Genomic DNA, 22,834 nt, shown 5'->3' with positions numbered 1-22,834 from the left:
GGTGCGTCACAGTGTCGGCCCGCTATACATGATTTCCTGTTTCTACTGGAACAACTTGCACCCTACCAGCGCTCGTACCACTCCAACCCCTCCGGCAGGGACTCCGCCGCGTATTCCAGATGGAGCACGCGTCGATGAGCCGGAGCGGTGGCGGGAGAGGAGGCGTGCAGGAGCAGGGGCCGCATGACCAGCAGCCCGCCACGAGGGACGAGGCAATCGACGGGCGCGGTCCGCTCGCGCCAGGCGGCGATGGCGTCCGGGCCGAGCCGCCCCGCGCGGTGGGAGCCGGGCAGCACCCGCACCGGGCCGTTCTCCGCGCCGCAGTCATCCAGATGCAGGCGCACCGCCACCATCCGCTCCAGCAGCCCGGTGGGCGGTTGCACGTGGGGGATGCCGGCCTTCTCGGACCAGGGGCCGAAACCCTCGACCGGGTGACGCTCGCGCACGGCGATGGTGAGATCCTGGTGCCAGATGACCTTCCAGTTGGCCTCGGGGGTCTTGTCGAAGAGGAGGGCGCGCACGGCGAAGCACCCGGGCCCGAGCACGGCCTCGGCCGCCGCGCGCATCGCGCCCGAGCGGGCGTACTCCCGGGCCTCGGGCACGGCCTCGAAGAGCTGACGAGTCCCTCCGCGCCGCCGGGGCTCCGTCCCGGGAGAGAGGGTGGAGAGCCTCGCGAGCAGGGCCTCGACACCGGCGTCCGGCACGGCCTCCGGGAGCAGGGCGAATCCCTCGCGCTCGATGCGTGCGGCCAGTTCCCCGTGCATGACAGTGCCTCCCAATGAACCGTGCCCCACTCCCCTATTATGAGGACGACTTTGGAAGAAAAGAGTTTTGTCCAGCCCGCGGCCCGCGATGGGTGTCAGACGACTCGTAGGTACCACTCAGGGAGCGTGAGGTAGCGCAACGAGTTCTTTGACACCTCCTCGCTGGACTCAGTGCACCACCACCGCCTCGGCAAGGCTTCGGCGAAGCCGCGGTTCCACGCGCGCATCGACGCTTCGGTGGCCGACGGCGATGACCAACGGCACCACGCTGCCGCACGGAAGCCCGAGCAACCGGCTCACCTTCATCGCGTCGAAGCCCTCCATGGGGCAGGTGTCGAGGCCGCGCGCGGCCGCGGCGAGCATCAACGTCTGCGCGGCGAAGAAACTGTTGCGCGCGAGCCAGTGACGCACGCCAGCGGGCCCGAAAGGTAGCAACGAAAGCACTGGAGCGAAGAAGGACACCGCGATGCGCAGCGCGCCGAAAAGGTGTGCCGGTGCGAAGCGGAAGAAGCGGCGCAACAGGAGGTGCCCGCGCGCATAATACGCGACCGAGCGCTCGGAGAGTGACGAGCCGGGCCCCGTCGCGACCTCGAGCTGTCCCAGGGTGCGCAGGGCGATGGCTCGCGAGCTCACCACCACCACCAACGCGCTCGCCGTCATCGCCGCGCGCTGCCCGTTGCATGACTCGGCCACCGCGCGTTTGAGCTCCGGCTCGTGTACCACGTGGAGCTGATACGGCTGGAGGTTGCCGCTGGAAGGCGCCTTGAGCGCCTCGGCGACCACCTCCTCCAGCGTCGCGAGGGGAATCGGTCGCCCATCGAAGTCACGCACCGCGCGCCGCCGCTCGTTCACCGCCTTGAAGGCCTGCCAGACATCGTCATTGGTCATGGCACCAGAAATAAGTAATTGGTTACTTTACGGCCACTTGCTTTCCCTCGAGGTACCATGGCGAAACGACGACGAAGCGCTCTGCTCCCGCGCAAGCAGCCCCGGCAGGAGCGCTCGCGTGCGACGGTCGAGGCGATATTGCAAGCGACGACTTACATTCTGACCCGTTCGGGGTGGGACCAGCTCACCACCAACGCCATCGCCGAGCGGGCCGGCGTGAACATCGCCTCGCTGTACCAGTACTTTCCGAACAAGGCGGCCATCGTGGCCGAGCTGCGGCGCCGCCACCTCGAGCAGTTGCGCGGTTGCCATGCCGAGGGACCGCCGCCCAAGACGTTGCACGAGGCGCTCTCCGCGAGCGTGGAAACCCTCATTCGCCAGCGGAAGACCAACGGGGAGCTCCATCGCATCTTCGAGCAGGAACTCCCGCGCAGCAGCGCACTCGGCCTCGCCACGGCCACGTCCCCTTCAGCATCCGCGTGGGATCCGTCGCTGGTGCGGCACGTACCCGATCTCGAACTCGCCGGCTTCGTCGCGCGCACCGCGGCGCAGGCCGTCATCGACGAGGCCGCATCGGAGCGACCGGCGCTGCTCGATTCGCCGCGCTTCAAGGCCGAGCTGGTGACGTTGCTCGAGCGCTACCTCGACCGGCGCGACGGGGTTCCCCCTGAAGGGGGCAGCGCCGAAGCAACCGCCGTCAGGCCTTCTTGACCTGGGCGCTGTTGAACATCCCGAGATGGGTGTCAGACGACTCGTAGGTACGACTCGGGGAGCGTGAGGTAGCGCAACGAGTTCTTTGACACCTCCTCGGCGGCCTCGGCGAGGTTCAGCGCTTGTTGGCGGCCTGGACGAAGTGCCCATCCGGGCCCAAGCGCAGCCGGTTGACGTACTTGATCTTCACGTCGAGGTAGAGCTGATCCTTCTTGGGAGACAGCGACACGGAGGGGGCGATGAGCTGGTGCGCGGGAGGCTGACCGAGAGCGATCCACGCCCGGTCGCCATCGGTTCCGAGCACCACCCACCGCGTCTCCTCGCCGCCCGCGGCCCGAGCCAATTCCAGCTTGAGCAGCAGGATGGCCATCCGCTGGTCAGGAGACTCCCAGGAGCCCGCGAGCGACACATCCACCTCCGTGGACTGCCAGGTGGCCCAGGTGTTGATGATGCAGAAGCCGCCGGCCACCGGACGCGCCATCACCAGGGCCGCGCCTCCGTCGGTGACAGGGCGGGAGCGCTCCTCCAGGGCGAGCAATTCGACGGAGCCCTCCGCCAGCTCCAGCCTCTGGCGGAAGGACTCTTCGACGGCGTTGGTGGGCACGAAGGCGAACTCCGAGGGCGCCAACGCAGGCAGCCAGCGCCGGGCATGGCTCCGCGGGCCGTAGTCCGCCTCCAGAGGCGCGTCCGCGGCAATGGACTCCGGGCAGGCCGGGGTGGAAGGCGCGGGAGCCGCCACGGGGACCGGGGTGGCGGCCTCGCGGGCCGCGGTGCAGCCGGAGCCCAGCAGTCCCAGCACGCACGTCCACACCCACACTCTCTTCAGGCTCATGCGTTCACGGCTTTCTGGGGCGTTGTCCAAAGGACCCTCCGAGTTCCTCCAACAGCTTTTGAATGCGCCAGGCGAGCGCAACGTGCTCGGGATTGCTTGGGGTGAGCCGCTCGGAATTCAGGATGACGAGCGAGCCCTTGTCTCCTACGGGATCCACGCGCACGGGCGCAGGCAGCGCTGGTGATGAGGGGGGCGGAGGCCCCCGGGAGAGGGCCTTGCCAGGGTGGTGGAGACGGGGATAGAAGCACGTGCATGACTTTGAGAGTAGGCATCTTCGGAATGACCTCCCGTGTGCTGGGGCTCGGGGTGCTGGTCGCCACGGCGGTTCACGCCCAGGCGGTAGCGCCCGCACCGGCGTCAGCTCCGTCCCTCCCGGTGCCTGTTCCCCAGTACGTCCCTGCAGGAGCAGGGGCGCCCGTGGTCGGCCAGCCGGGCGAGCAGGTGCCGCCCATCGCGCGTTCGCCGAACACTCGGGTGCTCCCGCCGACGAAGGAGCCTGGACTCTGGGCCGCGGATGAGACGAAAGCGGTCAAGAGGCCCGCGACAACGCCTCAATCTGACAGTGACGAGTTGCTCCTGGCCCTGGCGCTCCTGAACTACCGGCGAACGGCGCCGTGAGATCGATGCCGTGTTCTTCTGGCAGATGAGGCTGTGTGAGCCCTTTCGAAGCTTGCCGGAGCTCGAGCTGCTTTTCAGCAAAATCATCGCCGCGCTTGAAAAGCAATTCAAAGGATCGAAGGTGTGAAATGAAGACGGAGGAAAGCGCGCTGTGGTTCTGTGCGAAGATCAAGGCGATTCGTACCGAGGCAGGACACGACGTAGAAAAACTCGAGGCGCTCGCTCAATCCCCGGAACTTGTGGCCGAGGCAGCGGCTCGGTTTCCCGACGACCCTTTTCTGGCAGCACAGGTTCGCACGGCAATTGAGTTGGAACTCCCTCTGGCGAGGAGGGGAATCTTCCTGCTGGACGGTCCGCCGACGGATGAGCAGATCGCGGAACTCTACCGCCAGAACAAATGAGCGGTCTGGGAGCGGCAAATGAAAGCACGGGGACTCGGCTCGAATCCTGGCTCGTCGTGGACCGCTCACGCCGCCACGCGCACCGCTTGTCCCAAGGCCGCCAGGCAGGTGTCAGGCAATTCGTCGGGGAACTCGGAACGAGTTCTTTGACACCTCCCCACCGCCGTGGCTGCCCTGGTGGCCTCCACCGGCCCGAGCTTCGCCTGCCCGGCACTGGCGCGCTCTTCTCAAGATCAACCGCCGCGTTTGTCCCGCTTGCTCCCCCTCCGTTTGTCAGGCGCGGCGCGCTCCGTGCGCGGTCGGCTGCGCTTGCCAGGCGCTGCCGGGCCGGTCGCTTCGGGCGACCCCGCATCATCGTCGGCAGGGTCTAGGGCCCATGTACCCTCTTCCCAGCGTTTCAACGCCTGGGATGCTTCAAAAGGGACCAGTCCTTCGCCCTTCGCTGCTTCCTCCAAAATCGCTTTGGCTTCCGCCGTGCGATGGCGCAACAGCAGCGCCGCCGCTGACACACGCACGTCCATTCGTGGATGCGTGAAGAGCACCGCGAGTGCATCCCGTCCGGTGTCACCATGAGCCCGCAGTTTGTCAAACACGGCTAAGTACTGATCAACGTGCTTGTTCGCCGTCCTGGAATCGCCCCGCCAAGCCGCCTCGGTTTCTGCCTGTACATGCCGCGCAAACTCCGCCACAAGACCTTGCACATCAATCATGGCCAAATACCGCTCCTGACGTTCTGAATGGCCAGCAGGCCAAATTCCCGTTGCGCCTCATAGGACTGAGTGCTGAGCCACTGCCGCACCGTCAGAATCCTTGAGCCCGTAATCCTGAGCACCTTTCTAGAAAAGAGAGCACTAACCCGTGTGTGAACCGCCTTATCTAGTGCGATGACATTCTCGGTGTTATGCAGGGCCTCGCCCCCGAACCGCTTCGCGTTGCCCGGAGTCTGCTCCACGATGTGATGCCACTCCTTTCCGGGGCCCGCCTTCCCCATAGCTGACTTGAAGCCACCAAACGACCCCCACGCCCTGTGTCCGTTCGGCAGGAGCTTACCCCGACTCGGCGCAGGATTCCCAGCGCCAACGCCCCGGGCAGCCATGGCCACGGCATGAGGCGCCAACACCACGCGGATCGTCCCCTCTGGCACAGAGACAATAAGGCGCTCGGCTCCGGTTGCCGTCTCCAGCAGGCCCAACCCGGTACGAGTCGCGACTCTCTCCGACGCTTGCGTGAATCCGGGGAGCTTCGGGGCCTTGGAAGCAAGGGCCATCGTTTCACCTATCGCCGCCGTCCCAACGATGACGAGAATCCGCACACTGTTGGGACCGATGACACGCCCGAAACGCTCGCCAATCTCGCGCAACTCCGCAAAGGTAGAGGCCCGGGGCGCATCCTCGTAAAGCTGCGCATAGGCCCGCAGCAGGTCGAAGAATTCATAACCAAGATAGCCCCACAAGGCGGCGCTAAACACCAGGGCCGCGCCCTTTGTTATCGGCTCGGGCACTGGCGCCAACAGCAGCGCCATATAAGACGTGATGCTAATGCTAATCATCGCGAACATTCGTGTAGGGTCGAGCATGGCCCGCACTTCCGCGTTTACGCCTTCCAGGGCTGGCCCAACCGCCAGGGCAAGCGCAAGGCTTCGCATGTCATCATCCTGGAAGCGGGACCCATCTTCAAACAGCGTCAGACAATCCCCTGGAGTGCCGCACCGCTCGCAAAACTGCCCATAGGACCGGGCCAGGCCTGATTGCCAAGCGTTGCCGCTCAAGGGCGCGGAAGCCAACGCCAGCCTACGGCCCACATACAACGGGGGGCGGGACGCGGCCACCCGAAGCGGCATGTTGAGCCAAAGCGTTGTCATGGTTGCCGAAAACTCGGCGTCACTCACCTGCACCGGCGCGAAGTCTGTTGGCAGCTTGGTAAAGATAGCCTCTTCCCGGCCCCCGCCTTCGGCTTCCGACTCCAGCGCCCACGTTTCGGGCGAGTCGTGCGGCGCGCTCGGGGGGTAACGGTACGTCGTGCCCATGGCGGCCCCCGTGGCGCACGCTGTAAACAGCATCAGCGCAGCCAGCGCCAGCGCCCCCACGCGCAAGGGCCGCCGTGTGTCCACGGGGCGAGTATCGACAGAACGCCTAGACATTGCCGCACCTCTCCGGGCGAGCCGCCCGAGCTGGAAGGCCAAACCCGCCGATTACAGAGAGCGGAAGGCAGCTCGGTCAAGACGCCGGGTCTGGTGAGGCACTGGGAGCCCATCACGCAGGTTGTGTTTCCCTCGGGCCGGATGGAGCGGCGGCACTACTCACGCGCCTTCCCTTGCTCGCTCACTTGTTCTACAGGCGGGAACGTCACGTTCCCGAGGGTGACGGTGCGGGGCCCCTGCGCTTCCCTCAGCTTGAGGGTGCAGGGGCAGGTGAGTTGCCCCGGCTCCCTCTCGGCGCCCACCACTACAAAGCCCAGGGCACCAGGGGCAATGGCCGAATCTTGCCACGCGGAAAGCTCCACCTCCACGCCCGCCGAGTCCTTCAACTCAGCCCCGCCGCTGTCCAGGGCTCGGCGCCTCCAGGCAGGTGTCTCCAGGCAGGTGTCAGACGATTCGTAGGGGAACTCGGAACGAGTTCTTTGACACCTCCCCAGAGTCAAATCAGAGCGCCGCCTCGGCACACAACGCAGGCGGCGCCCATGGGCCCCCTCACGGCCAACGCCAGACAGCGCTCACCGGCTGCTCCCGGCCCAGCACGGCGGCTCCTTCCTTGGAGCCTTCACGCTTGGGCACGCGCCCGACATGGTCGCCCAGGATGATGCACACGGGGTACTGTCGACCATCAGGGAGCACGGCCAGGGTGTAGCGGCCCATGACAGCCGGGCGCTTCTTATCCACATCCATCTCGGAATACGTGTCGTAGATACCGGGGCCTGTCCAGAGACGGCCGTGGAGCAGCGTCCCCTCGGGCATATTGCCATCGCCCTCCACGATTTGGCTGACGACGGGTCCATCCTGGTAGACCCCCGGTACGCCCAGGCCGCTCGGCTGGTTCACATCCACGACAGCCCGAAGTTCGCTGCCCAGCCGAATCTTCAACTCCTTGAACATGGCCTCGGTTGCCTCCCTGGGGCAGGCAGCGGGCTCCGGGGGCTTCACCTGGGCGGCGGGGCAGCCGGCGCCGACGACAGCACACAGCCAGGCGGCGAGGAAACTCGAAGGGGCAGAGCGCGAAGGAGTGGGCACAGGTGGGCTTCCTTTCTCGGGGCCAGACCCAGGCAGCAGCGCCTCGGGTGGGGGCGCGAGTGTGGAGCGCACCAGCCACAAGGCAAGGCCGAGCACGATCAGACCCGCGAGTAGGACCCTGGGCCACGTTGTGCGCCTCGGGCGGGCAGGTGCAGCGGGGGGCTCCTGAGGAGCCGCCTGGGACTCTTCCTTCTCAGGCGGCTGAGCCTCCTCTGGCTCCGCGGACGCCGTATCCGGCGGCTGGGCTGGCTGGACCGCTACCTCCTGGGGCGTTGGCTCCGCGGCTGGACTGCCCTCAACCGCGTAGAGCGGCAGCCTCCAGGCAGGGGACTGCCTCTCCTTCTCGGCGGCTTTCTCCAGCGCCTCGAGCAGCGCCTGGGTGTCCGGGTACCGGTCCTCGGGCCGTTTCTCCAGCAGCTTCATGGCGATGTCGCTCAGGGAGCGCGGCGCCAGGGGATTGAGGAGGTGCGGGGCCTTTGGAGGACGGGTGGCGATGGCGGCCACCAGCTCCTCGTCCGGCAACTCCGGATTGAAGGGGTGCAGGTCCGTGAGGCCCTGGTAGAGCAACACCCCCAGGGCGTACAAATCCGCGGCCACGCCCCCTTGGAAGGCTTCGCCTCGCTTCCACGCCTCGGTGCGGGTGTAGGCCAGGAGCTCGGGCGGAACCAGGTGCAGGACGCCCTCGGGCAGGCCCAGCGTCTTCGTGAGCGCCCCCGGCAGCCGCGCGGTGCCGAAGTCGATCAGGAAGGGGCGGCCGTCCGCACGGCGGATGAGGATGTTCTCCGCCTTCAAGTCCCGGTGGTAGACGCCGCGCGCGTGGAGTACGCCCACGGTTCGCACCACGTCACTGAAGGTGTCCACCAGCCCAATGGCGTGCGGAGGCGTGCGCCAGCGCCACTCGTGCCACGTGTCCCCCTCCACGTAGTCGGTGATGAGGAAGGGATAGCCCTGGGCGGGGTTGGGCCAGAAGTCCACCCCGTACACGCGCAGCAGGTTGGGGTGCGACGAGTAGGTGAAGAGCGCTGCCGCCTCGCGCGCCAGTTGCCGGTAGGCGCTCTTCTCCTCGACGTACTTCTCTTCTGAGAAGCCCTCCTTGGATTGGGTGATGGGGCGCAGCCCCATCTTCATGGAGTACGGGCGGCCGTCGCGCTCCACCTTGAAGACGCGGGAGGAGCCTCCACGGCCCAGCACCTGGACGATCAGCCAGGGGCCCACCACATGGCCGGGTTGGAGGTGGTCCGGGTGCAGGGATTCCATCGTCATGGGGTCTGCCTCCTTTCTAGAGAGCCACGTCGAGGGCGGGGAGGGGCCGGACGCCGCTCTTGTCCAGCAGCTCGAGGCGGAAGACATCGCCCACCTCCCAGGAGGGGGCCTCTGGCTCCACCGTGACGATGCCCTCTTCACCCGGCGCGAGCTGTGCCTTGTTCATGTCCACGGAGAGGACCTTCACGGCGGTGCCGTCCGCACGGATGAGCCGCGCCACGCCTGGCCTCCAGGGGCTTTGCCCCGGAAGGTTGCGCACACGGACGACGGCGAGAGCCCAGGAACTGGCGCGATACCCCACCCCGTCCGCCACCTTCAGCCCACCCCACGCGCCCTCGGGTGCACTCATGATGCGTCGGGCCTGCACCCCGTACGGGTCCAGCCGCCCGGAAAACACGAGCCCGGCCAGCCCGCTCGAGGCCCGAAGTGTCGCGAGCTCCGCCTCTTTCTCCGCCAGCGCCGCCTCCAACGTCTCGACGGTGCGCGGGCGGCGCACCACCTCTACCTCCTTGTCCACCCGCGTGGGGTGGGAGGCGAGCACGAGCGTGGCACCCGCCGGGGAGGCTCCGTCCTTGTAGCGCACCCGCACCACCAGCTTCTCCTCGACGCCCAGGTCGACGGAGGGCTCCACGGCGACCAGACGCTCCCCGACATCCACCCAGCGGAAGCGCATCGGCCGACCCTCCACCTCCACCGAGGCCTTGTCGATGGGAGCGTCGAAGCGGATGTAGGTGGCGGTACCGGCGGCCACACTCACCTCCGGCCCGGCCTCCTCCGGGTTGCCGGAGAGAGTCACACGCCGCTCCTGGCGCTCGCGGGCGGGGGGATGGGGCTGAGCTGCTGCTGTGGCTCCAGTCAAAACAAGCGTGAGCGGCAACCACGGGAAAAGTCGGGTCAGGGCTGGGCACCTCCGAAGTCACGAACCTAGCAGATGCCGCAACCAGAACGGCTCTCCTTCGCAGTTCCAGCACCGGCCGTGCCCACCGTCAGCACCACCGCCGTCACCAGCCGAGAGAGGGGGCGCACCTTCTCCGCATAGGGCCTGGCCCGGGCATCACCGGCGCGCTCCCCTCGTGCACCGTCCTCTCGCATGGACGGGCCCCCAGTGGCACGTCGGGCCAGCGAGCATCCCGCCCGTGGGGTAGCCCGTCGCGCACGCCGTCTGCAGACCGAGGAGCACCAGCACCACCCCATGCGAAGCCCATGGCCTGCCCCGCGAACTCCGCCGAGCCTCGAGCTGCATACCGCCGCCCTCCCCCGCCCCAGGACTTCGGTACTCATTCGCCATGGCGCTGGCCTTTCCCCAGGTGAAACAACCCTGAAGGATAGGATGCGGGCCACGTCGAGCGTGGCGAGTTGCGCTGCCGTCCTCGGTGCGACCTGGAGGTCAATAAGGTGCTCTCGCCGTAGTGCTAGACCAACCGTCACTGCATCGGTAGGTTACGAGCTTTGTAAGGAGGGGGAACCGGTGTCCACGGGAAAGCTAAATCCGCCGAATCAAGCCCTGTTCGAACTCATCAAGGCGAACCGAGGAAAGACCGTCACTTCGAAGCAGATCCTAGAAGTGACGAAGTGGCAGGCCTCCACTTGGAAGACCCATTGGAGCAAGGGTGTCTACGCTCCGTTTCTCTCTGAGAAGAGCAAGACCGAGTACTTGGTCACTGCGGCGGCTGAGTTGGACGAGCCGACCTTTCATCGGAGAGTCAGCCAGAACCATCAAGCACGAGAATTCGGGGCGAACTGCAAGAACCCGCTCGCGCGAGCTCTCCTGCATAAGGCCAAGGACAACATGACCTTGGCGCTGGAACTTTACAACCGGCCCTCACTCGATAACCGCCTCGACGGCTTTTGCGTGCTGTTTTGCATGGCCTGGGAACAGTTACTCAAGGCAGAGATCATCGAAGCAAGCGGTGAAGAGAAAATCTACCGCGCACCGGCAGAGAAGGGAAAGCGACGAGAAACCATCAGCCTGGAGGTAGCACTCAACCAGCGATTCCAGGAGAACGATCCCGTGCGCAAGAACGTAGGATTGATTGCTGAGTTCCGGCACGAGGCGACACATCTGCTAATGCGTGAACTCCAAGGCGTAATGTCTCGGGTTTTCCAGTCCGGCGTGATGAACTTCGCTCGTCGATTCCTCGCTACCACCGGACACCCACTCTTCCCCGTCAGCTCTGCAGGACTGCTTTCGCTCGTGTCGGATTTCGACACCGAACCCGACGTCATCACGCTCCGCCAGATGTACGGGCAGACTACGGGCGATGAAATCGCGGGCCTACTCAAGACCATCTCGGCGGAGATCAAGAAGCAGGACAACGTCGCGTTCGCGGTCCCGATTGGCTACAGCCTTGTCCTGACGAAGAAGGAGAGCGAGGGCGACATCAAGCTCGTTCCTGGCAACGATGCTTCACACGAAGGCACGATCATCGAAAAGGCCGTGCCGATTGAGCATAAGTACCCCTACAAGGCAACTGGCGCCGCTGTGGAGGTCGCGAAGCAGACCGGGAAAATGTTTACAATGCACAGCTTTGTCGCGGTGTGCCACGTTGAGAACTGGCGCAAGTCGAACAACGAGTACCACCACGAGATGATCCACCCGATGAAATACCACGTGTATTCCAAGAAGGCAGTGGAGTTCTGCGTGGCAAAGCTCAAGTCAGACCCTGCATACCTGGAGAAGGTGCTGACCAGTTACAGCGCGAGCGTGCAGAAGAAGGGCAAAAAGAAAGCTGTAGCATGAGAGTTGTGCCCACTATGAATGCCGTAGGCAGGTGCTGGCGTACGTGATGGTACCCGGTGGGTAGGCGCCCTTGTGCTCACCTGGAACTGCCCACGTCGAGTGCGAGGTTGGCTCCGAGATGGGTGTCAGACGACTCGTAGATACGACTCGGGGAGCGGAAGGTAGCGCAACGAGTTCTTTGACACCTCCTCAGCTCCACGTACCGGGGCTAGCCGCGCTCCCGTGCCTGCCTCCGCCGACAGCGTGGTGAGGTTGACCCTCAACGCCGCATACAGCACCGCCCCCTTCGGCAGACTGCGCCGGTACATCCACTCATGTTCTCCCCACTCGCGCTCCCTCCTACGTTTTCTCGTGAGCCCCAAGAGACGGGGGCCGCTTGCAGCTCGCGTCCGCGAGTTACTGAACCGAATTGGGCCGTCTGAGCCCTCAATGTGACCCTCCTGACGAAGTTGCTCCTGGGCTATCTCCGTTACCGGGAGAGCCCGAGGAGCCTTTCGAGTTCCGCGAAGGAGTCAATGACGAAATCGGGTTGGATGCCTACGGAGTCCTCGCGCAATCGGACATCCTGTGCCACGGCCTCATCCGTCCAATGGGTAATGCGCACGAGCAGGTCCCAAAGGTGACGCTCGTACCGGGTGCCGTACTTGGCCCAGACCGCATGGATGCACGCTTCCTTCGCCATACGAATGTCCCGGGTGATGCTGTCTCCGACGTACCATGCATCACGGGGGTTCACACCCTCGCGCTGGCAGATGTCGAGCAACAGCCGGGGACTGGGTTTGCGCTCGGAGAGCGGGATCCTCTCGACGAAACCCAGAGGAGGGCGGAGCACCTCCTCTCGTGCCGCATCCGGGTGCCCGCTCCAGCGCCCTTCGAGGCAATACAGGTGGTGGAAGTACTTGTCGATTCCGAGCGACTTTAGCCGAAAGTAGGCGTTTTCGAGGATGGCCTCGGTGTAACCGACGATCACGGTACCCGCCGCATGCGCGCGAGCCAGCGTCGTCTCGACTCCGTCGTATAGGCGGAGGTGCTGCTTGCGGGCGCGATTGAACACGTGCAACGCCGGATCGAGAGCCTGGAGGAGTTCCGGACGTGACAGATGGCCAAATCGCGCATGGACGGCGGGCAGCTCCAGGACCGCATACGGCTGCTCCGAATTGCCATAGTGCTGGTGCACGGCCTTGAACTGTTCTAGTAGCTCGTCTTCCGAGCAACCGAGGAGGCCCGAGAGTTCGCGTATCATGGCCTGGAAGGCCTTCGAGAAGAAGGTCACCCAGTCGTAGAGCGTGTTGTCCAGGTCGGTGATGAGGAGTTGCATGGGGCCCTACCTATCTGGCGGCGTGTAGGGGATTTTAAAGGACCAGAGTTCTTTCGAGGGGTGTGTCGGGTCGACAGTCTGGATACGAACCGTAACCTCCCGGGCATGGAACGTGAGCAGCCCGACCGTGTTGTTCTTGCTCTCGCCCAGGTGGGATAGCTCGACACCAGAGCTTCCCAGGCCCAAGACGTAGAATTCATGCCAGGGCCCAGAGGGCTGCTCGACATTCAAGGGCCGTGCGATTCTCGTACAGAAAGGCTGGTGCTGGTGCCCGTGAAGCACGAGCCTCACCCGGTGCTCGGTTACCCACCGGGCAACCGCCTCCGCGTCAAGCACCGCACTGTACCGGCCACCAACCCAGGCTTCTTCCCGGTAGGTCGTCGGCATCAGGTGATGGTGCATCATGAGGATCCGCACCGCCCGGGTTTCCTCTCCGGGAACCCACCCCATGGCGCGTGCCGCGTCCTGCAATTGCTGCTCTCCCACGAAGCCGTGCCCCTGGAATGCACCAGATTGCTGCTGGAGCAGCGACGAATTGAGGCAGACCACCTCCACGGGAACGGAGCCCTTGAGCAGGAATCGCCTCCCCGAACTCAGGTGCTCATTGGGCGAAAGGTAATACAGGGCGCGATAAAAATCATCGAAGGCCTTGCGTGAGGCAGGGCCCACCTCCTTCACCGGTCCCCCTTTCTCGGCCGGGTTCTCGGAGAACGCGAGGTCGTGGTTTCCGGGGCAGATGGCGATCTGGTAGGATGAAAGGTTAAGTTTTCGCGTGAGGGTGCCCAGGCTCTCAAGGGCTTTTTCGAACTCCTCTGGTGCTGCGCGCCAAGTGATGTCACCCGACAGGAGCACTCCTCCCAGCGAGGCCTGCTGGTTCTTTAGCAGTTGATCGAGCGCGAGCGCCAAGTTCTGTTTCTGCACGTTGGACTTGTCTGGGAACCTATGGTGCCCATCGACGGAGAAATGAGTGTCGGAGAGCCACAGCAGGCTGGGCCCGCTGGCATGCAAGTACTCCATCGGGAAGTGGGCGGGCTGCAAGCTTCGCGCATGGAGCAGGGAGACTTGGTGGCTCGGATCCTGGTCCGTCGCGGCACGTACGAACCAGATCGTCCGATCTTGTTCGCGCAGTTCCTCTAACGAGAAGATTCGCTTGTCATAGAACGGGGCGTAGTGGGAGGTACCTGCCTCGAAGAATTCATTGACGCGCACGTAGCTAAGGGCTCTCAGCACCTTCTCATCAAGCGGCGTTTCATTGATATCCTTGAGCTTGAACCAAGCGAGGTATTGCTGCTCGTTGTAGTACTCGGGTGTCCGCTTGGGGTCCGGCGAGGCCATTCGCGCACGCGCGGTGGCCCATTGGATGTCTTTGCAGGTCGCTGAGTACACACGCTCGTGACCTGAGTCAAAGAGATAGACCGTCAACCCGTCTTTCAGGGCACGCTCCTTCAGCTCCGCGAAGACCCGCTCGGGTACGGCCTCGCCCGACTTGTTCCACCAACCCCACCAGATGAAGCCCTGATCATCAAGGATCTGCTTGTGCTGCCGGATCGTGCCGCCAGGGGGCGTGACGAGATCCCTGAAGCGCAAAATCACCGCATTGATCTTCAGTTCGGTCAAGGCGCATTCCTCCGATGGGCACGTGCGACGCGCTATCCGCCCACCATACGCGAGCCCGACAGGCATGGGCAGCAACTACTGGGGGCTTAGGGACCAGACGCAGCCCGCCTCCTGCATCTATCCCCGGCCCGAGCGCTACCAAGAGCGTCAGGACGGGCGCACATGGAACTACCCACGCGACATCCAAGGTTGACCCCAGCGCAGGGGCCACCGCAGCTCGCGTGGAGTTGAACGCTAGGTCGTGGTTGCCCACAGACCCCAAAGCCCCCTGATTCGCTCCTGAGGGGAGCGCGGCCCAAGCAGGCGCGCACCAACTGCGGGGTGCACGGCCTCTCTACCGGACGAGCGCACAGCTCGGCGGCACCCGTCAGCGGCCCTCCTCCGCCCCTCTGCAGCAGACCTCCCCATCAACAAGCCTCCCATTCGCCCCATGCGCCACTGTCCGACAGACACTTACACCATTACTGAGGCCATGCACAGGGCAGTAGCGTCCGACGAGAGCTTCTTCTCGTAGATTACCTACAACTGCGTGACCGCGTACGCAGCATGCATCAACTTGGAAGTACAAGGAGGGCAGAAGGGACGGCCTGCCCTTGCTACTTGGCTGCTGCTCTGTCAGCCTCCTAGTTGTTCAATAGAAAGTTTAGGGTTTACGCGATGCCATCTGAAGCACCTAGGCACATCTTGAGTCAGCTGAAGTTTCCAGATCGGTATGAGCGCTTGTCCTCTCTGTTGGGCAGCCGCGTGGCCGAACTGCTCATCGCGCCTCCTGATGAAGTCCTGCTCGGGTTGCGCAGCATTGCGCATAGCGTGGACACTCGAGGAGAAGGCTTTTTCTTGCCCTTGTCTGGTCCTACAGGAACTGGGAAAACGACGCTGGCCAATAGCCTCAGCGCCTTTCTTCCAGAGTACTTTTGCCAGACATTTGAACATCCAGAGTCATCCACCATTACGTTTGAATCACTACAGGCGACAGCCATCAAGGGACGGGAACTTACTTCGTTGGATGATCATCGAATTCTCCCAATCAATGTTGATAACCGAGAGGGTGCTCCGCCGTCCGAGAGGGAGCTTGCTGAAATTAAGCGTTTTCTGAGATCTCCGAAGACAGGAAACAAGGCGATTGTTGTATGGCCTGAAACATCCCAATCAATTGCCCATCAAATTGGAAAAGACTTTCAGCAAATCGCAGGCGCAACGATAATTTCTCTCCCTTTTGAAGCCAAGGGACCTCCTCGAAATACTTGGCAGGACACAGCGATGCATGTCCTCCATCTTTGCAATGAGATTACATCTCTCGAGGAATTGGGGATCAACCCCAAGAACTATGATCCCAATAAGCACTCTACGTTAGGGGAGTTTCTTAAGAAGATCTCTATTGATTTCGATAAACAAGCTGCGGAGTTGCGGGCATCGACTCAAAAACCACTGCACCTGTTGATCACGTTTGTTTCGGAGAGCATTGAAGCGGGTGCACTGACGCACCTGACGACGCCTAGTAAATATGGTCTTCTTGATGCGAATGGTCTTCTCAATGCAACAAAAGACAGCGCCATTGGAAAGTGGTGGGCTGCAAGGCGAGCATTGCTGACCCAGTCTATCATCAAGCTCAATGCACGGGCATTCCATTTGCCGCCGTCAACCAGCATGATTGTTTTGCGGCGCTTCGGTCCCGAAGACGTCGTCAAAAAGCTTAATGCCCTTACCAAGAAATCAAAGAGCAAACTCCCCAGGGCAGATCAGTCGCGTGTCGCGGAATATGTGCGACGCACCGACCTGGGCAAGTACATGTCCTCTTCGACTGCGACTGCGTATGAAACGCGGGGGCGACCCCCTGAAGAAGCCAAGGCGGCGTTCGCCGCTATGGCCAAACAGGGGATCTGGACTGTGGGAAAAGACAAGCAATTGAATGGGGCAATGCTGGAAGCGCTTAAGATTTTTCTCGCATCTGCCAACATCAAGATCTCAGAAGCGCAGCATGAGAAGTCCATTGAAGGGCTGCCTTTAATTCCTGATAATTCAATGAAAATTGGTGAGCAGGTTTTTTGTATTGAGTATGCTTGGCGCTCGGGCGAGTTTCTCGACTCGGGCAATAGGTCTGAGGCTGCTCAGTACTGTCTTACGAAGCTCAAGAACTATGCGTTGGCTTTCGGCTGGACGGCTCCATGATGTTTGATGGGCGTGTTCCTTTTGGGCTCATCCCGGCCTTCTCCCAAGGACGGCCGGGATGCGACTCCAAGGAAGACACGAGAAGGCTCGCCCCTGCCCCCGTGGACCGGGGGCTTGGGTTGAACACTCACGCCGCCACGCGCACCGCTTGTCCCAAGGCGAGCGCGAGGTCCTCCTGCAGGTCCTCCAGCCCCACCGAGTAGCGGATGAGCCCATCGGTGATGCCGCGCCGCTGCCGCTCGGGCACGGGGACGGACGCATGCGAGTGGCGGGCCGGCACCGTGACGATGCTCTCCACCGTCCCCAGCGACACACCCAGCAGGGGCAACTGGAGCGCCTCCACGAAGGGCGCCGCCCACTCGTCGCGCGCGAGCCGGAAGGACACCACCGCGCCCGCCCCCGGGTAGAACACCTCCTTCACCTCGGGCCTGTCCGCCAGTCAGCGGTTGAGGGCTCCAGCACGTCACGAGCCAGGAGGGCGGCTCGAAAGGGTGCGGAGGCCCATGCTAGCGTCACCGCCCCCAGCTCGTACTCCATGGCTCACTTCCCTCCACGGGGCATTTCTCTCTGCGAACGTGAACGCTCCGGAGCCATGTCATGACGCAACATTGGAAATTGACCGGCCGTGGCGGCTCTTCCAACTTCATCCTCGTCCTCAAGAAGGACCGGGCCCTTCTTGCCAGCTACCCGGCCGCTCCGCTGGCGACACTCAGGCCCTTGCTGGACTACTGGTTGGCCCACGCCCAGGAGCAGAAGATTCTTCGCGCCATTGACGAGGCCGTGTCCAAGGCCCTGTTCCCGTCAGTCCCGGTCACCCAACCCACCGTGGCTCAACTGAAGAATCGTCTCCTCAACTCCTTCCAGTTCGGCAGGCTGTTCGCGTCCGAATTCAAATACGCCACCAAGCAACTCGAGGAGATAGTCCTCGTCTCCCTCAAGAACGTCCCCACCTGGCTCCAGGGGGAAGCGCTCCAGCTCGAAGTCGCCCGGAGGGTGGGCAAGCTGCAACGCGAGGACGCCCTCGCGCTCATCCGGAGTGGAAAGGTCCCGGACCTGGCGAATCTCCAGAACCCGGGGACGGGGTCGATCAGCGTCGCCCTCTCGGCGAGCCAATATGCCCTCCTGGTTCGGTCAGCGGACTTGAGGTCGGGCCGGGGGAGCCCGGCCCCCATGGCCGATAAGACGAGCACCCTTCGTCGCATCAAGCCCGGCACACGGGGCTTCATCATCAACAAGGACGGGAGCCATCTTCGAACGGTGCCCTACGAGTTGGACAGGAATGCGCCCTTCGCGGTGAAGGGCGTGCTCCCCCCCGGGACCCCCGTGGTCGTCATCGGCCATCATCCCCAAAAGCCGGAGTGGCTGCATGTGTCCACCTGCGTCCAGCGCACCCTGGTGCATGGGTATGTGCAGCACTTCCGCGTCACCACCGAACTCCCCGAGCCCACCGCGACACTCCACTATGTCCAGCAGGGGGAGCGTCTCGAGCCGATCGCGGCGAGGTGCTATCGCCAGGGCATCGAGCCGGGACGGGATCTGCGCTTCTACGAGAACGTCATCCTCTACGTGAACGAGCAGTACCACCAGAAGGGCGTTCGCAGGGTCGATGGTGACGTGCAGCTCGTCGCGGGAGAGTTCATCTGGCTGGTCAGCGTGGACTTCGCCAACCGCCTGGAGAAGGTGGTGAAGAGCGGCTCCATCACGGGGGGATTGTTCGCCCGGGTCCGGCAAATGATGCACTCGCTGGGAGACATCCTCGCCTCCGTGCAGATGGCGCCCGACCATGTCCGTGAGGTCTTCATCGGCGAGTACGGGAAGGCGGTCCTCGAACACCTGCCGGTGATCATCGGCACCGTGGTGTTGTTCCTCTCCCTGGAATGCCTCTCTGCCGTCCTGGCGGTGAGTCCGACGGGAGTCGGGCAGCTCGCGGCGGCGCTCATCCAGCTCGGACTGGCGGCCTTTGGGGCCGAGGGGTTGGTCCAGGCGGGGGTCGCGGCCACCAAATACGCCATGCTCTGGCTCAGGACCGCGTGGACGGCCCAGGGCAATCCGCAGAGGCTCGCGGAGGCCAGCAGGTACTTCCTTCACATGCTGGCGAGCATCGCCATGGCCGCCCTGGGTTTCCTGGGCATGAAGGGGAATCTCACCAAGGGTTTGTCGCTAGCAAAGAACGTGAGGATCACCCCGCCACAAATCGAATGGATGGCCGTGCAGGGCAGCCATGGCGGCACCGTCGCCGTACCCGTCTTCAAGCGGGGCAGCATCACCACCACGAGGGAGGTGCCCGTCGCGCCCAAGCTCCAGGTCGCGTCGGAAGCAGGCGCCGAGTCGGAGGCGGCGGCAGCGAAGACGAAGACGACTTCTTCCAAGGAGACCCCGGCGAAGAACCCTCCCAAGGAGGTTCCGCTGACCGATCGGCCACTGAGCGACGCGAAGCTGGAGCAGCTGATGGAGAAGGTCCAGAACTGGGAGGGGATCAAGGACCTCGTGGGCAGACGTGTTCCCAAGCCGGGCACGTCTGAGTTCACCCGGTTCGAGGGAAAGCTAAAGCAGGCGGGCTACCAGTTGGTCAAGGACAGCGAGGGTCAGCTGGGCTATGTGCGCAGGCTCTCAGGCAAGGCGAAGGGGAACGAGTATGCGCAGCTCACGATGACGGAAAAGGGGCTGATCGCCCTCAAGACGGGCGAAGGCACCCGCATCAGCGTGTATAGCCGCTACAGGAAGAACTTCCTGGAGCTGGTCAGGAAAGAACATGGAGAGGTGGCGTGCGCCGAAGCCGCGGCCCGAATCAGCCAGGGCAAATCCCAACTGCATCACTTGATTCCAGACGGAGTGGCCCAGAAGAACCCCTTGATACGCGAGGCCTACGAGCGTCTGAACAACTACACGATTGATCGCGGGTCGAACATGATCGACATGCCCTCAGCCGTCGAGCATGTGGACGATGGGATTTACGTCCATTTGGGCAACCACAAGAACTACAGCAACCATGTGGATGACCTGCTCACCAAGGAGTTGAACGGTCTCACGCAAGGCGGAAAAATCTTGCAGCGTGACGTCAAGCTCGAATTGATCGAACGGGCAATCAAAAAGGTCGAGGACAAACTCCGCAATCAGATCAAGAACGGCGGCCTGCCGGACAAGGTCGTCAAAGAACTCATAGAGGATGGCATTCACGTCGAGGTCAAGGGAAAACCCGTGTACAAGCTGGCCATGTTGAAATTCAGAGCCGAAGGAACCGAACTCATCGCATGATCTACGCACTGAACGCCGACACATCCCACATCGAAAAAGAAGACGTGTTCGATGCCACGATCATCGAGTTCGATGGGTTCGAGCGAGCGATGTTCTTCGATCCGGACATTGATTATCATCAATTGTGCGGAGCCCCTCCCGTCATGGAGTTCCTGGGAGATCTGAAGAACCTGGCGTGGCTTGATCATGTCTTCACCTCCCCCCTGAACCTCCTGCTCATGTCCAAGAGGATGATGCGGGTACTGGAGTCCGTGGGACCATTTCGTCACCGTGCCATTTCGACGGTCATCTACTCAAGCAAGGTCAAGAAACTCGTCTACGCGGGTTACCCGCGGCGGCGCACCTCGTACCAGGTGCAGGATCCTTCGCTGCGCAACGATGACTTCGTCATCTTGCAACTCGCGGAGCGGCTGGACTGCCTCGATCATGATCGGACCCTGGTGAACGGGACGTCGTTCCGCAAGAGTGGAGAGACCTATCTGGGAGTCGAGGATGCCCAGCACTTCGAGTTCCGAAAACCCGAGGGAGGATTTCCTCCGGTATTCTTCGTCCCCGGGTTGGTCTTCTATTGCTTCTCGGAAGAGGCGAGGCGGGCCTGTGAGCAGGCGGACTTGAAGGGCCTGTGGTGGCGTCCACTGCCGTGAGGGGCGCTCGTGCCGTCGAGCGCGGTCCCGTCGACGGTGCCCCCACCCCACCTCTGAGGAGATTGCCACAGGCTCCCCTCTCAAGGACGGCCGGGACGCGACTCCAGGGAAAATGCGAGAAGGTCCTCCCCTGCCCCCGTGGACCGGGGGGCTTGGGAGAACACTCACGCCGCCACGCGTACCGCTTGTCCCAAGGCGAGCGCGAGGTCCTCCTGCAGATCCTCCAGGTCTTCCAGCCCCACCGAGTAGCGGATGAGCCCATCGGTGATGCCGCGCCGCTGCCGCTCGGGCGCGGGCACGGATGCATGCGAGTGCCGGGCCGGCACCGTGACGATGCTCTCCACCGCGCCCAGTGACACGCCTAGCAGGGGCAACTGGAGCGCCTCCACGAAGGGGGCCGCCCACTCGTCGCGCGCGAGCCGGAAGGACACCACCGCGCCCGCCCCCGGGTAGAACACCTCCTTCACCTCGGGCCTGTCCGCGAGCCAGCGGGCCAGCCCCGCTGCCGTCTTCACCTGCCGCTCCAGGCGCACGCCCAGCGTCTTGATGCCGCGCTGGAGCAGGAAGCAGTCCTGCGGGCCCAGCACCGCGCCCACCGCGTTCTGGAGGAAGTAGACCTCCTGCGCCAGCTTCGGGGTCTTCACCGCCACCGTCCCGGCGACGATGTCGCTGTGCCCGCCAAGGTACTTCGTGGCCGAGTGCACCACGATGTCCGCGCCCTCGGTGAGCGGCCGCGAGACGTACGGCGACAGGAACGTGTTGTCGACGATGAGCAGCGCGCCACAGGTGCGTGCGAGGATGGACATCGCGAGGATGTCCGTGCGCTTGAGGAACGGGTTGCTGACGCTCTCCACCAGCAGCGCCTTGGTGTTGGGACGGATGGCGGCGCGCACCGCGTCCGGGTCGCTCGTGTCCACGAAGGTGGCCTTGAGCCCGAAGCGGTTGAACACGCGTGTCAACACCCGGTAGGTGCCGCCGTAACAGTCGTCGGTGACGACGAGGTGGTCCCCCGCGCTGAACAGCATCAGCACCGTGGAGATGGCGGCCATGCCGGAGCCGAAGGCGAAGGCGGCATGGGCCTCGTCCAGCTCGGCGAGCACGCCCTCCAGCGCCTTGCGCGTCGGGTTTCCCGAGCGCGCGTAGTCGAACTCGCCGGGCTGATCCAGCCCCGGCTGGTCGAACATGGACACCTGGTAGATGGGCACCGCCGCCGCGCCGGTGGCGGGATCGGTCTCATGCCCGGTGTGCAGCAGGCGCGTCGCGAAGCGGGTGGGCACGGCGGGCTCCTTCGAGCGCTTGGGCCAGGTCGGCGATGATGTCATGACAGTCCTCGATTCCCACGGAGAGGCGAAGCAGTTTGTCGGAGATGCCCAGTTGCTCCCGGCGCGCGAGGGGGATGTCGGCGTGGGTCTGGGTGGTTGGATAGGTAATGAGTGTCTCGACGCCGCCGAGCGACTCGGCGAAGAGGCACACCTGGACGGAGGCGAGCACCCCAGGCACCAGGGCCGCCTCGACGACGTTGAAGGACAGCATGCCCCCCACGCCCGGGTAGAAGACACGCTCCACTAGCGGGTGCGAGGCCAGCCACGCGGCGACCTCGCGCGCGTTGGCCTGGTGCTTCTCCATGCGCAGGGCCAGCGTCTTCAGCCCGCGAATCACCAGGTACGCGTCCTGCGGCCCGAGGATCGCGCCGATGCCATTCTGGAGATACGCGAGGCGCTCGCCCAGCGCCGCGTCGCGCGCCACCAGCGCGCCCGCCACCACGTCATTGTGCCCGGCGAGGTACTTCGTCGCGCTGTGCACCACGATGTCCGCGCCCAGCTCCAGCGGCCGCTGCAGCCACGGCGTGAGGAAGGTGTTGTCGACGATGAGCAGCGCCCCGGCCTCGTGCGCGATGTCGGCGATGGCGGGAATGTCCGCCGTCTTCATCAGCGGGTTGGTGGGGGACTCCACGACGATGGCCCGCGTGTTGGGACGCAGCGCGGCCCGCACCGCCTCCGGACGCGTGGTGTCCACGAAGGTGAAGGGCACGTGGAGGATGCGATCCACCAGCCGGTACGTCCCGCCGTAGAGGTCCTCGGTGAGGATGACGTGGTCCTCCGGCCCGAAGAGCTGGAGCGCGCAGTGCAGCGCGGCCATGCCGGAGCTGAAGGCGAGGCCCCGGCTGCCGCCCTCCAGCCGCGCCAGTGCGTCCTCGAGCGCGCCGCGGGTGGGGTTCTTGGTGCGCGAGTAGTCGTAGCCGGTGGACTGGCCGAGCGCGGGGTGCTGGTAGGTGGCGGATTGGTAGATGGGGACGGCGACGGCGCCGGTGGTGGGGTCCCGGCGCACGCCCGCGTGGACGAGCGCGGTGGCGAGTTTCATGGAAGGGGCTCTTTCATTCGGCGAGGA

Annotated in this window: 20 protein-coding genes; 6 read left to right on the top strand and 14 right to left on the bottom strand. The window is 64.0% G+C overall.

The features are described 5' to 3' along the window. Positions 1 to 62 precede the first annotated feature (62 nt). A complete protein-coding gene (locus tag D187_RS42085; protein WP_002625256.1) occupies positions 63 to 764 on the bottom strand; it encodes a phytanoyl-CoA dioxygenase family protein in 702 nt (233 codons plus the stop codon). A 168-nt stretch (positions 765 to 932) separates the two neighbouring features. Next, a complete protein-coding gene (locus D187_RS42080; protein WP_002625257.1) occupies positions 933 to 1,652 on the bottom strand; it encodes a nitroreductase family protein in 720 nt (239 codons plus the stop codon). Positions 1,653 to 1,709: 57 nt separating this feature from the next. Between D187_RS42080 and D187_RS42075 the strand changes: the two genes are divergently transcribed. Continuing rightward, positions 1,710 to 2,363, top strand: a complete 654-nt coding sequence (locus D187_RS42075) for a TetR/AcrR family transcriptional regulator (RefSeq protein ID WP_002625258.1) — start codon at positions 1,710 to 1,712, stop codon at positions 2,361 to 2,363. 115 nt (positions 2,364 to 2,478) lie between these two features. Here the strand turns inward: D187_RS42075 and D187_RS42070 are convergent, their stop codons facing one another. Continuing rightward, positions 2,479 to 3,195 (bottom strand): hypothetical protein, encoded by a 717-nt coding sequence (locus tag D187_RS42070; protein WP_043434250.1) that lies wholly within the window; start codon positions 3,193 to 3,195, stop codon positions 2,479 to 2,481. 4 nt (positions 3,196 to 3,199) lie between these two features. Further along, the gene (locus tag D187_RS59010; protein WP_281171834.1) at positions 3,200 to 3,547 is read right to left on the bottom strand and encodes an Imm52 family immunity protein; all 348 of its coding nucleotides are present in this window, start codon (positions 3,545 to 3,547) and stop codon (positions 3,200 to 3,202) included. Positions 3,548 to 3,941: 394 nt separating this feature from the next. On the opposite strand from D187_RS59010, the gene D187_RS42065 reads away from it, so the two are divergent. Further along, positions 3,942 to 4,214, top strand: a complete 273-nt coding sequence (locus D187_RS42065) for a hypothetical protein (protein ID WP_020918651.1) — start codon at positions 3,942 to 3,944, stop codon at positions 4,212 to 4,214. A 233-nt stretch (positions 4,215 to 4,447) separates the two neighbouring features. Here the strand turns inward: D187_RS42065 and D187_RS53325 are convergent, their stop codons facing one another. From D187_RS53325 to D187_RS56040, 5 genes are all read right to left on the bottom strand, one after another. Then, on the bottom strand, positions 4,448 to 4,924 hold the full coding sequence (locus D187_RS53325) for a DUF2019 domain-containing protein (protein ID WP_081714067.1): 477 nt from the start codon (positions 4,922 to 4,924) through the stop codon (positions 4,448 to 4,450). Beyond that, on the bottom strand, positions 4,921 to 6,354 hold the full coding sequence (gene sitA5 / locus D187_RS42060; protein WP_438356978.1) for a SitA5 family polymorphic toxin: 1,434 nt from the start codon (positions 6,352 to 6,354) through the stop codon (positions 4,921 to 4,923). The genes D187_RS53325 and sitA5 overlap by 4 nt, the downstream gene beginning before the upstream one ends. Positions 6,355 to 6,903: 549 nt before the next feature. Next, positions 6,904 to 8,703, bottom strand: a complete 1,800-nt coding sequence (locus tag D187_RS42050; RefSeq protein WP_002625263.1) for a serine/threonine protein kinase — start codon at positions 8,701 to 8,703, stop codon at positions 6,904 to 6,906. 16 nt (positions 8,704 to 8,719) lie between these two features. Beyond that, a complete protein-coding gene (locus D187_RS42045) occupies positions 8,720 to 9,562 on the bottom strand; it encodes a DUF2381 family protein (protein ID WP_081714066.1) in 843 nt (280 codons plus the stop codon). A 65-nt stretch (positions 9,563 to 9,627) separates the two neighbouring features. Then, positions 9,628 to 9,795, bottom strand: coding sequence for a hypothetical protein (locus tag D187_RS56040; protein ID WP_002625265.1), 168 nt, complete (start codon positions 9,793 to 9,795; stop codon positions 9,628 to 9,630). 376 nt (positions 9,796 to 10,171) lie between these two features. Between D187_RS56040 and D187_RS42040 the strand changes: the two genes are divergently transcribed. Next, on the top strand, positions 10,172 to 11,443 hold the full coding sequence (locus D187_RS42040; RefSeq protein ID WP_162159759.1) for a DUF3644 domain-containing protein: 1,272 nt from the start codon (positions 10,172 to 10,174) through the stop codon (positions 11,441 to 11,443). Positions 11,444 to 11,912: 469 nt separating this feature from the next. On the opposite strand, the gene D187_RS42035 is transcribed toward D187_RS42040, so the two are convergent. Together D187_RS42035 and D187_RS42030 are read right to left on the bottom strand one after the other, a co-directional pair. Further along, entirely contained in the window at positions 11,913 to 12,761 is an 849-nt protein-coding gene (locus D187_RS42035; protein ID WP_002625267.1) for an HAD family hydrolase, read from the bottom strand. 6 nt (positions 12,762 to 12,767) lie between these two features. Next, complete coding sequence (locus D187_RS42030) at positions 12,768 to 14,378, bottom strand: anti-phage phosphoesterase (protein ID WP_002625268.1); 1,611 nt, start codon at positions 14,376 to 14,378, stop codon at positions 12,768 to 12,770. A gap of 744 nt (positions 14,379 to 15,122) precedes the next feature. Here D187_RS42030 and D187_RS56035 point away from each other — a divergent pair. Further along, the gene (locus tag D187_RS56035; protein ID WP_155893968.1) at positions 15,123 to 16,547 is read left to right on the top strand and encodes a hypothetical protein; all 1,425 of its coding nucleotides are present in this window, start codon (positions 15,123 to 15,125) and stop codon (positions 16,545 to 16,547) included. A 127-nt stretch (positions 16,548 to 16,674) separates the two neighbouring features. On the opposite strand, the gene D187_RS42025 is transcribed toward D187_RS56035, so the two are convergent. Beyond that, entirely contained in the window at positions 16,675 to 16,968 is a 294-nt protein-coding gene (locus tag D187_RS42025; RefSeq protein ID WP_002625270.1) for a PLP-dependent transferase, read from the bottom strand. Positions 16,969 to 17,144: 176 nt separating this feature from the next. Between D187_RS42025 and D187_RS51750 the strand changes: the two genes are divergently transcribed. Together D187_RS51750 and D187_RS57300 are read left to right on the top strand one after the other, a co-directional pair. Further along, positions 17,145 to 19,802 (top strand): AHH domain-containing protein, encoded by a 2,658-nt coding sequence (locus D187_RS51750; protein ID WP_002625271.1) that lies wholly within the window; start codon positions 17,145 to 17,147, stop codon positions 19,800 to 19,802. Further along, entirely contained in the window at positions 19,799 to 20,446 is a 648-nt protein-coding gene (locus D187_RS57300; RefSeq protein ID WP_002625272.1) for a hypothetical protein, read from the top strand. The genes D187_RS51750 and D187_RS57300 overlap by 4 nt, the downstream gene beginning before the upstream one ends. 164 nt (positions 20,447 to 20,610) lie before the next feature. Here the strand turns inward: D187_RS57300 and D187_RS42005 are convergent, their stop codons facing one another. Together D187_RS42005 and D187_RS42000 are read right to left on the bottom strand one after the other, a co-directional pair. Further along, the gene (locus tag D187_RS42005) at positions 20,611 to 21,768 is read right to left on the bottom strand and encodes a trans-sulfuration enzyme family protein (RefSeq protein ID WP_051256776.1); all 1,158 of its coding nucleotides are present in this window, start codon (positions 21,766 to 21,768) and stop codon (positions 20,611 to 20,613) included. Further along, positions 21,680 to 22,807 (bottom strand): trans-sulfuration enzyme family protein, encoded by a 1,128-nt coding sequence (locus D187_RS42000; protein WP_002625274.1) that lies wholly within the window; start codon positions 22,805 to 22,807, stop codon positions 21,680 to 21,682. The genes D187_RS42005 and D187_RS42000 overlap by 89 nt, the downstream gene beginning before the upstream one ends. Positions 22,808 to 22,834 lie beyond the last annotated feature (27 nt).

Origin of the sequence: Cystobacter fuscus DSM 2262, from assembly GCF_000335475.2 — a bacterium.
Classification (GTDB): Bacteria; Myxococcota; Myxococcia; order Myxococcales; family Myxococcaceae; genus Cystobacter; species Cystobacter fuscus.
This window is presented reverse-complemented; position numbering and strand designations above follow the sequence as displayed.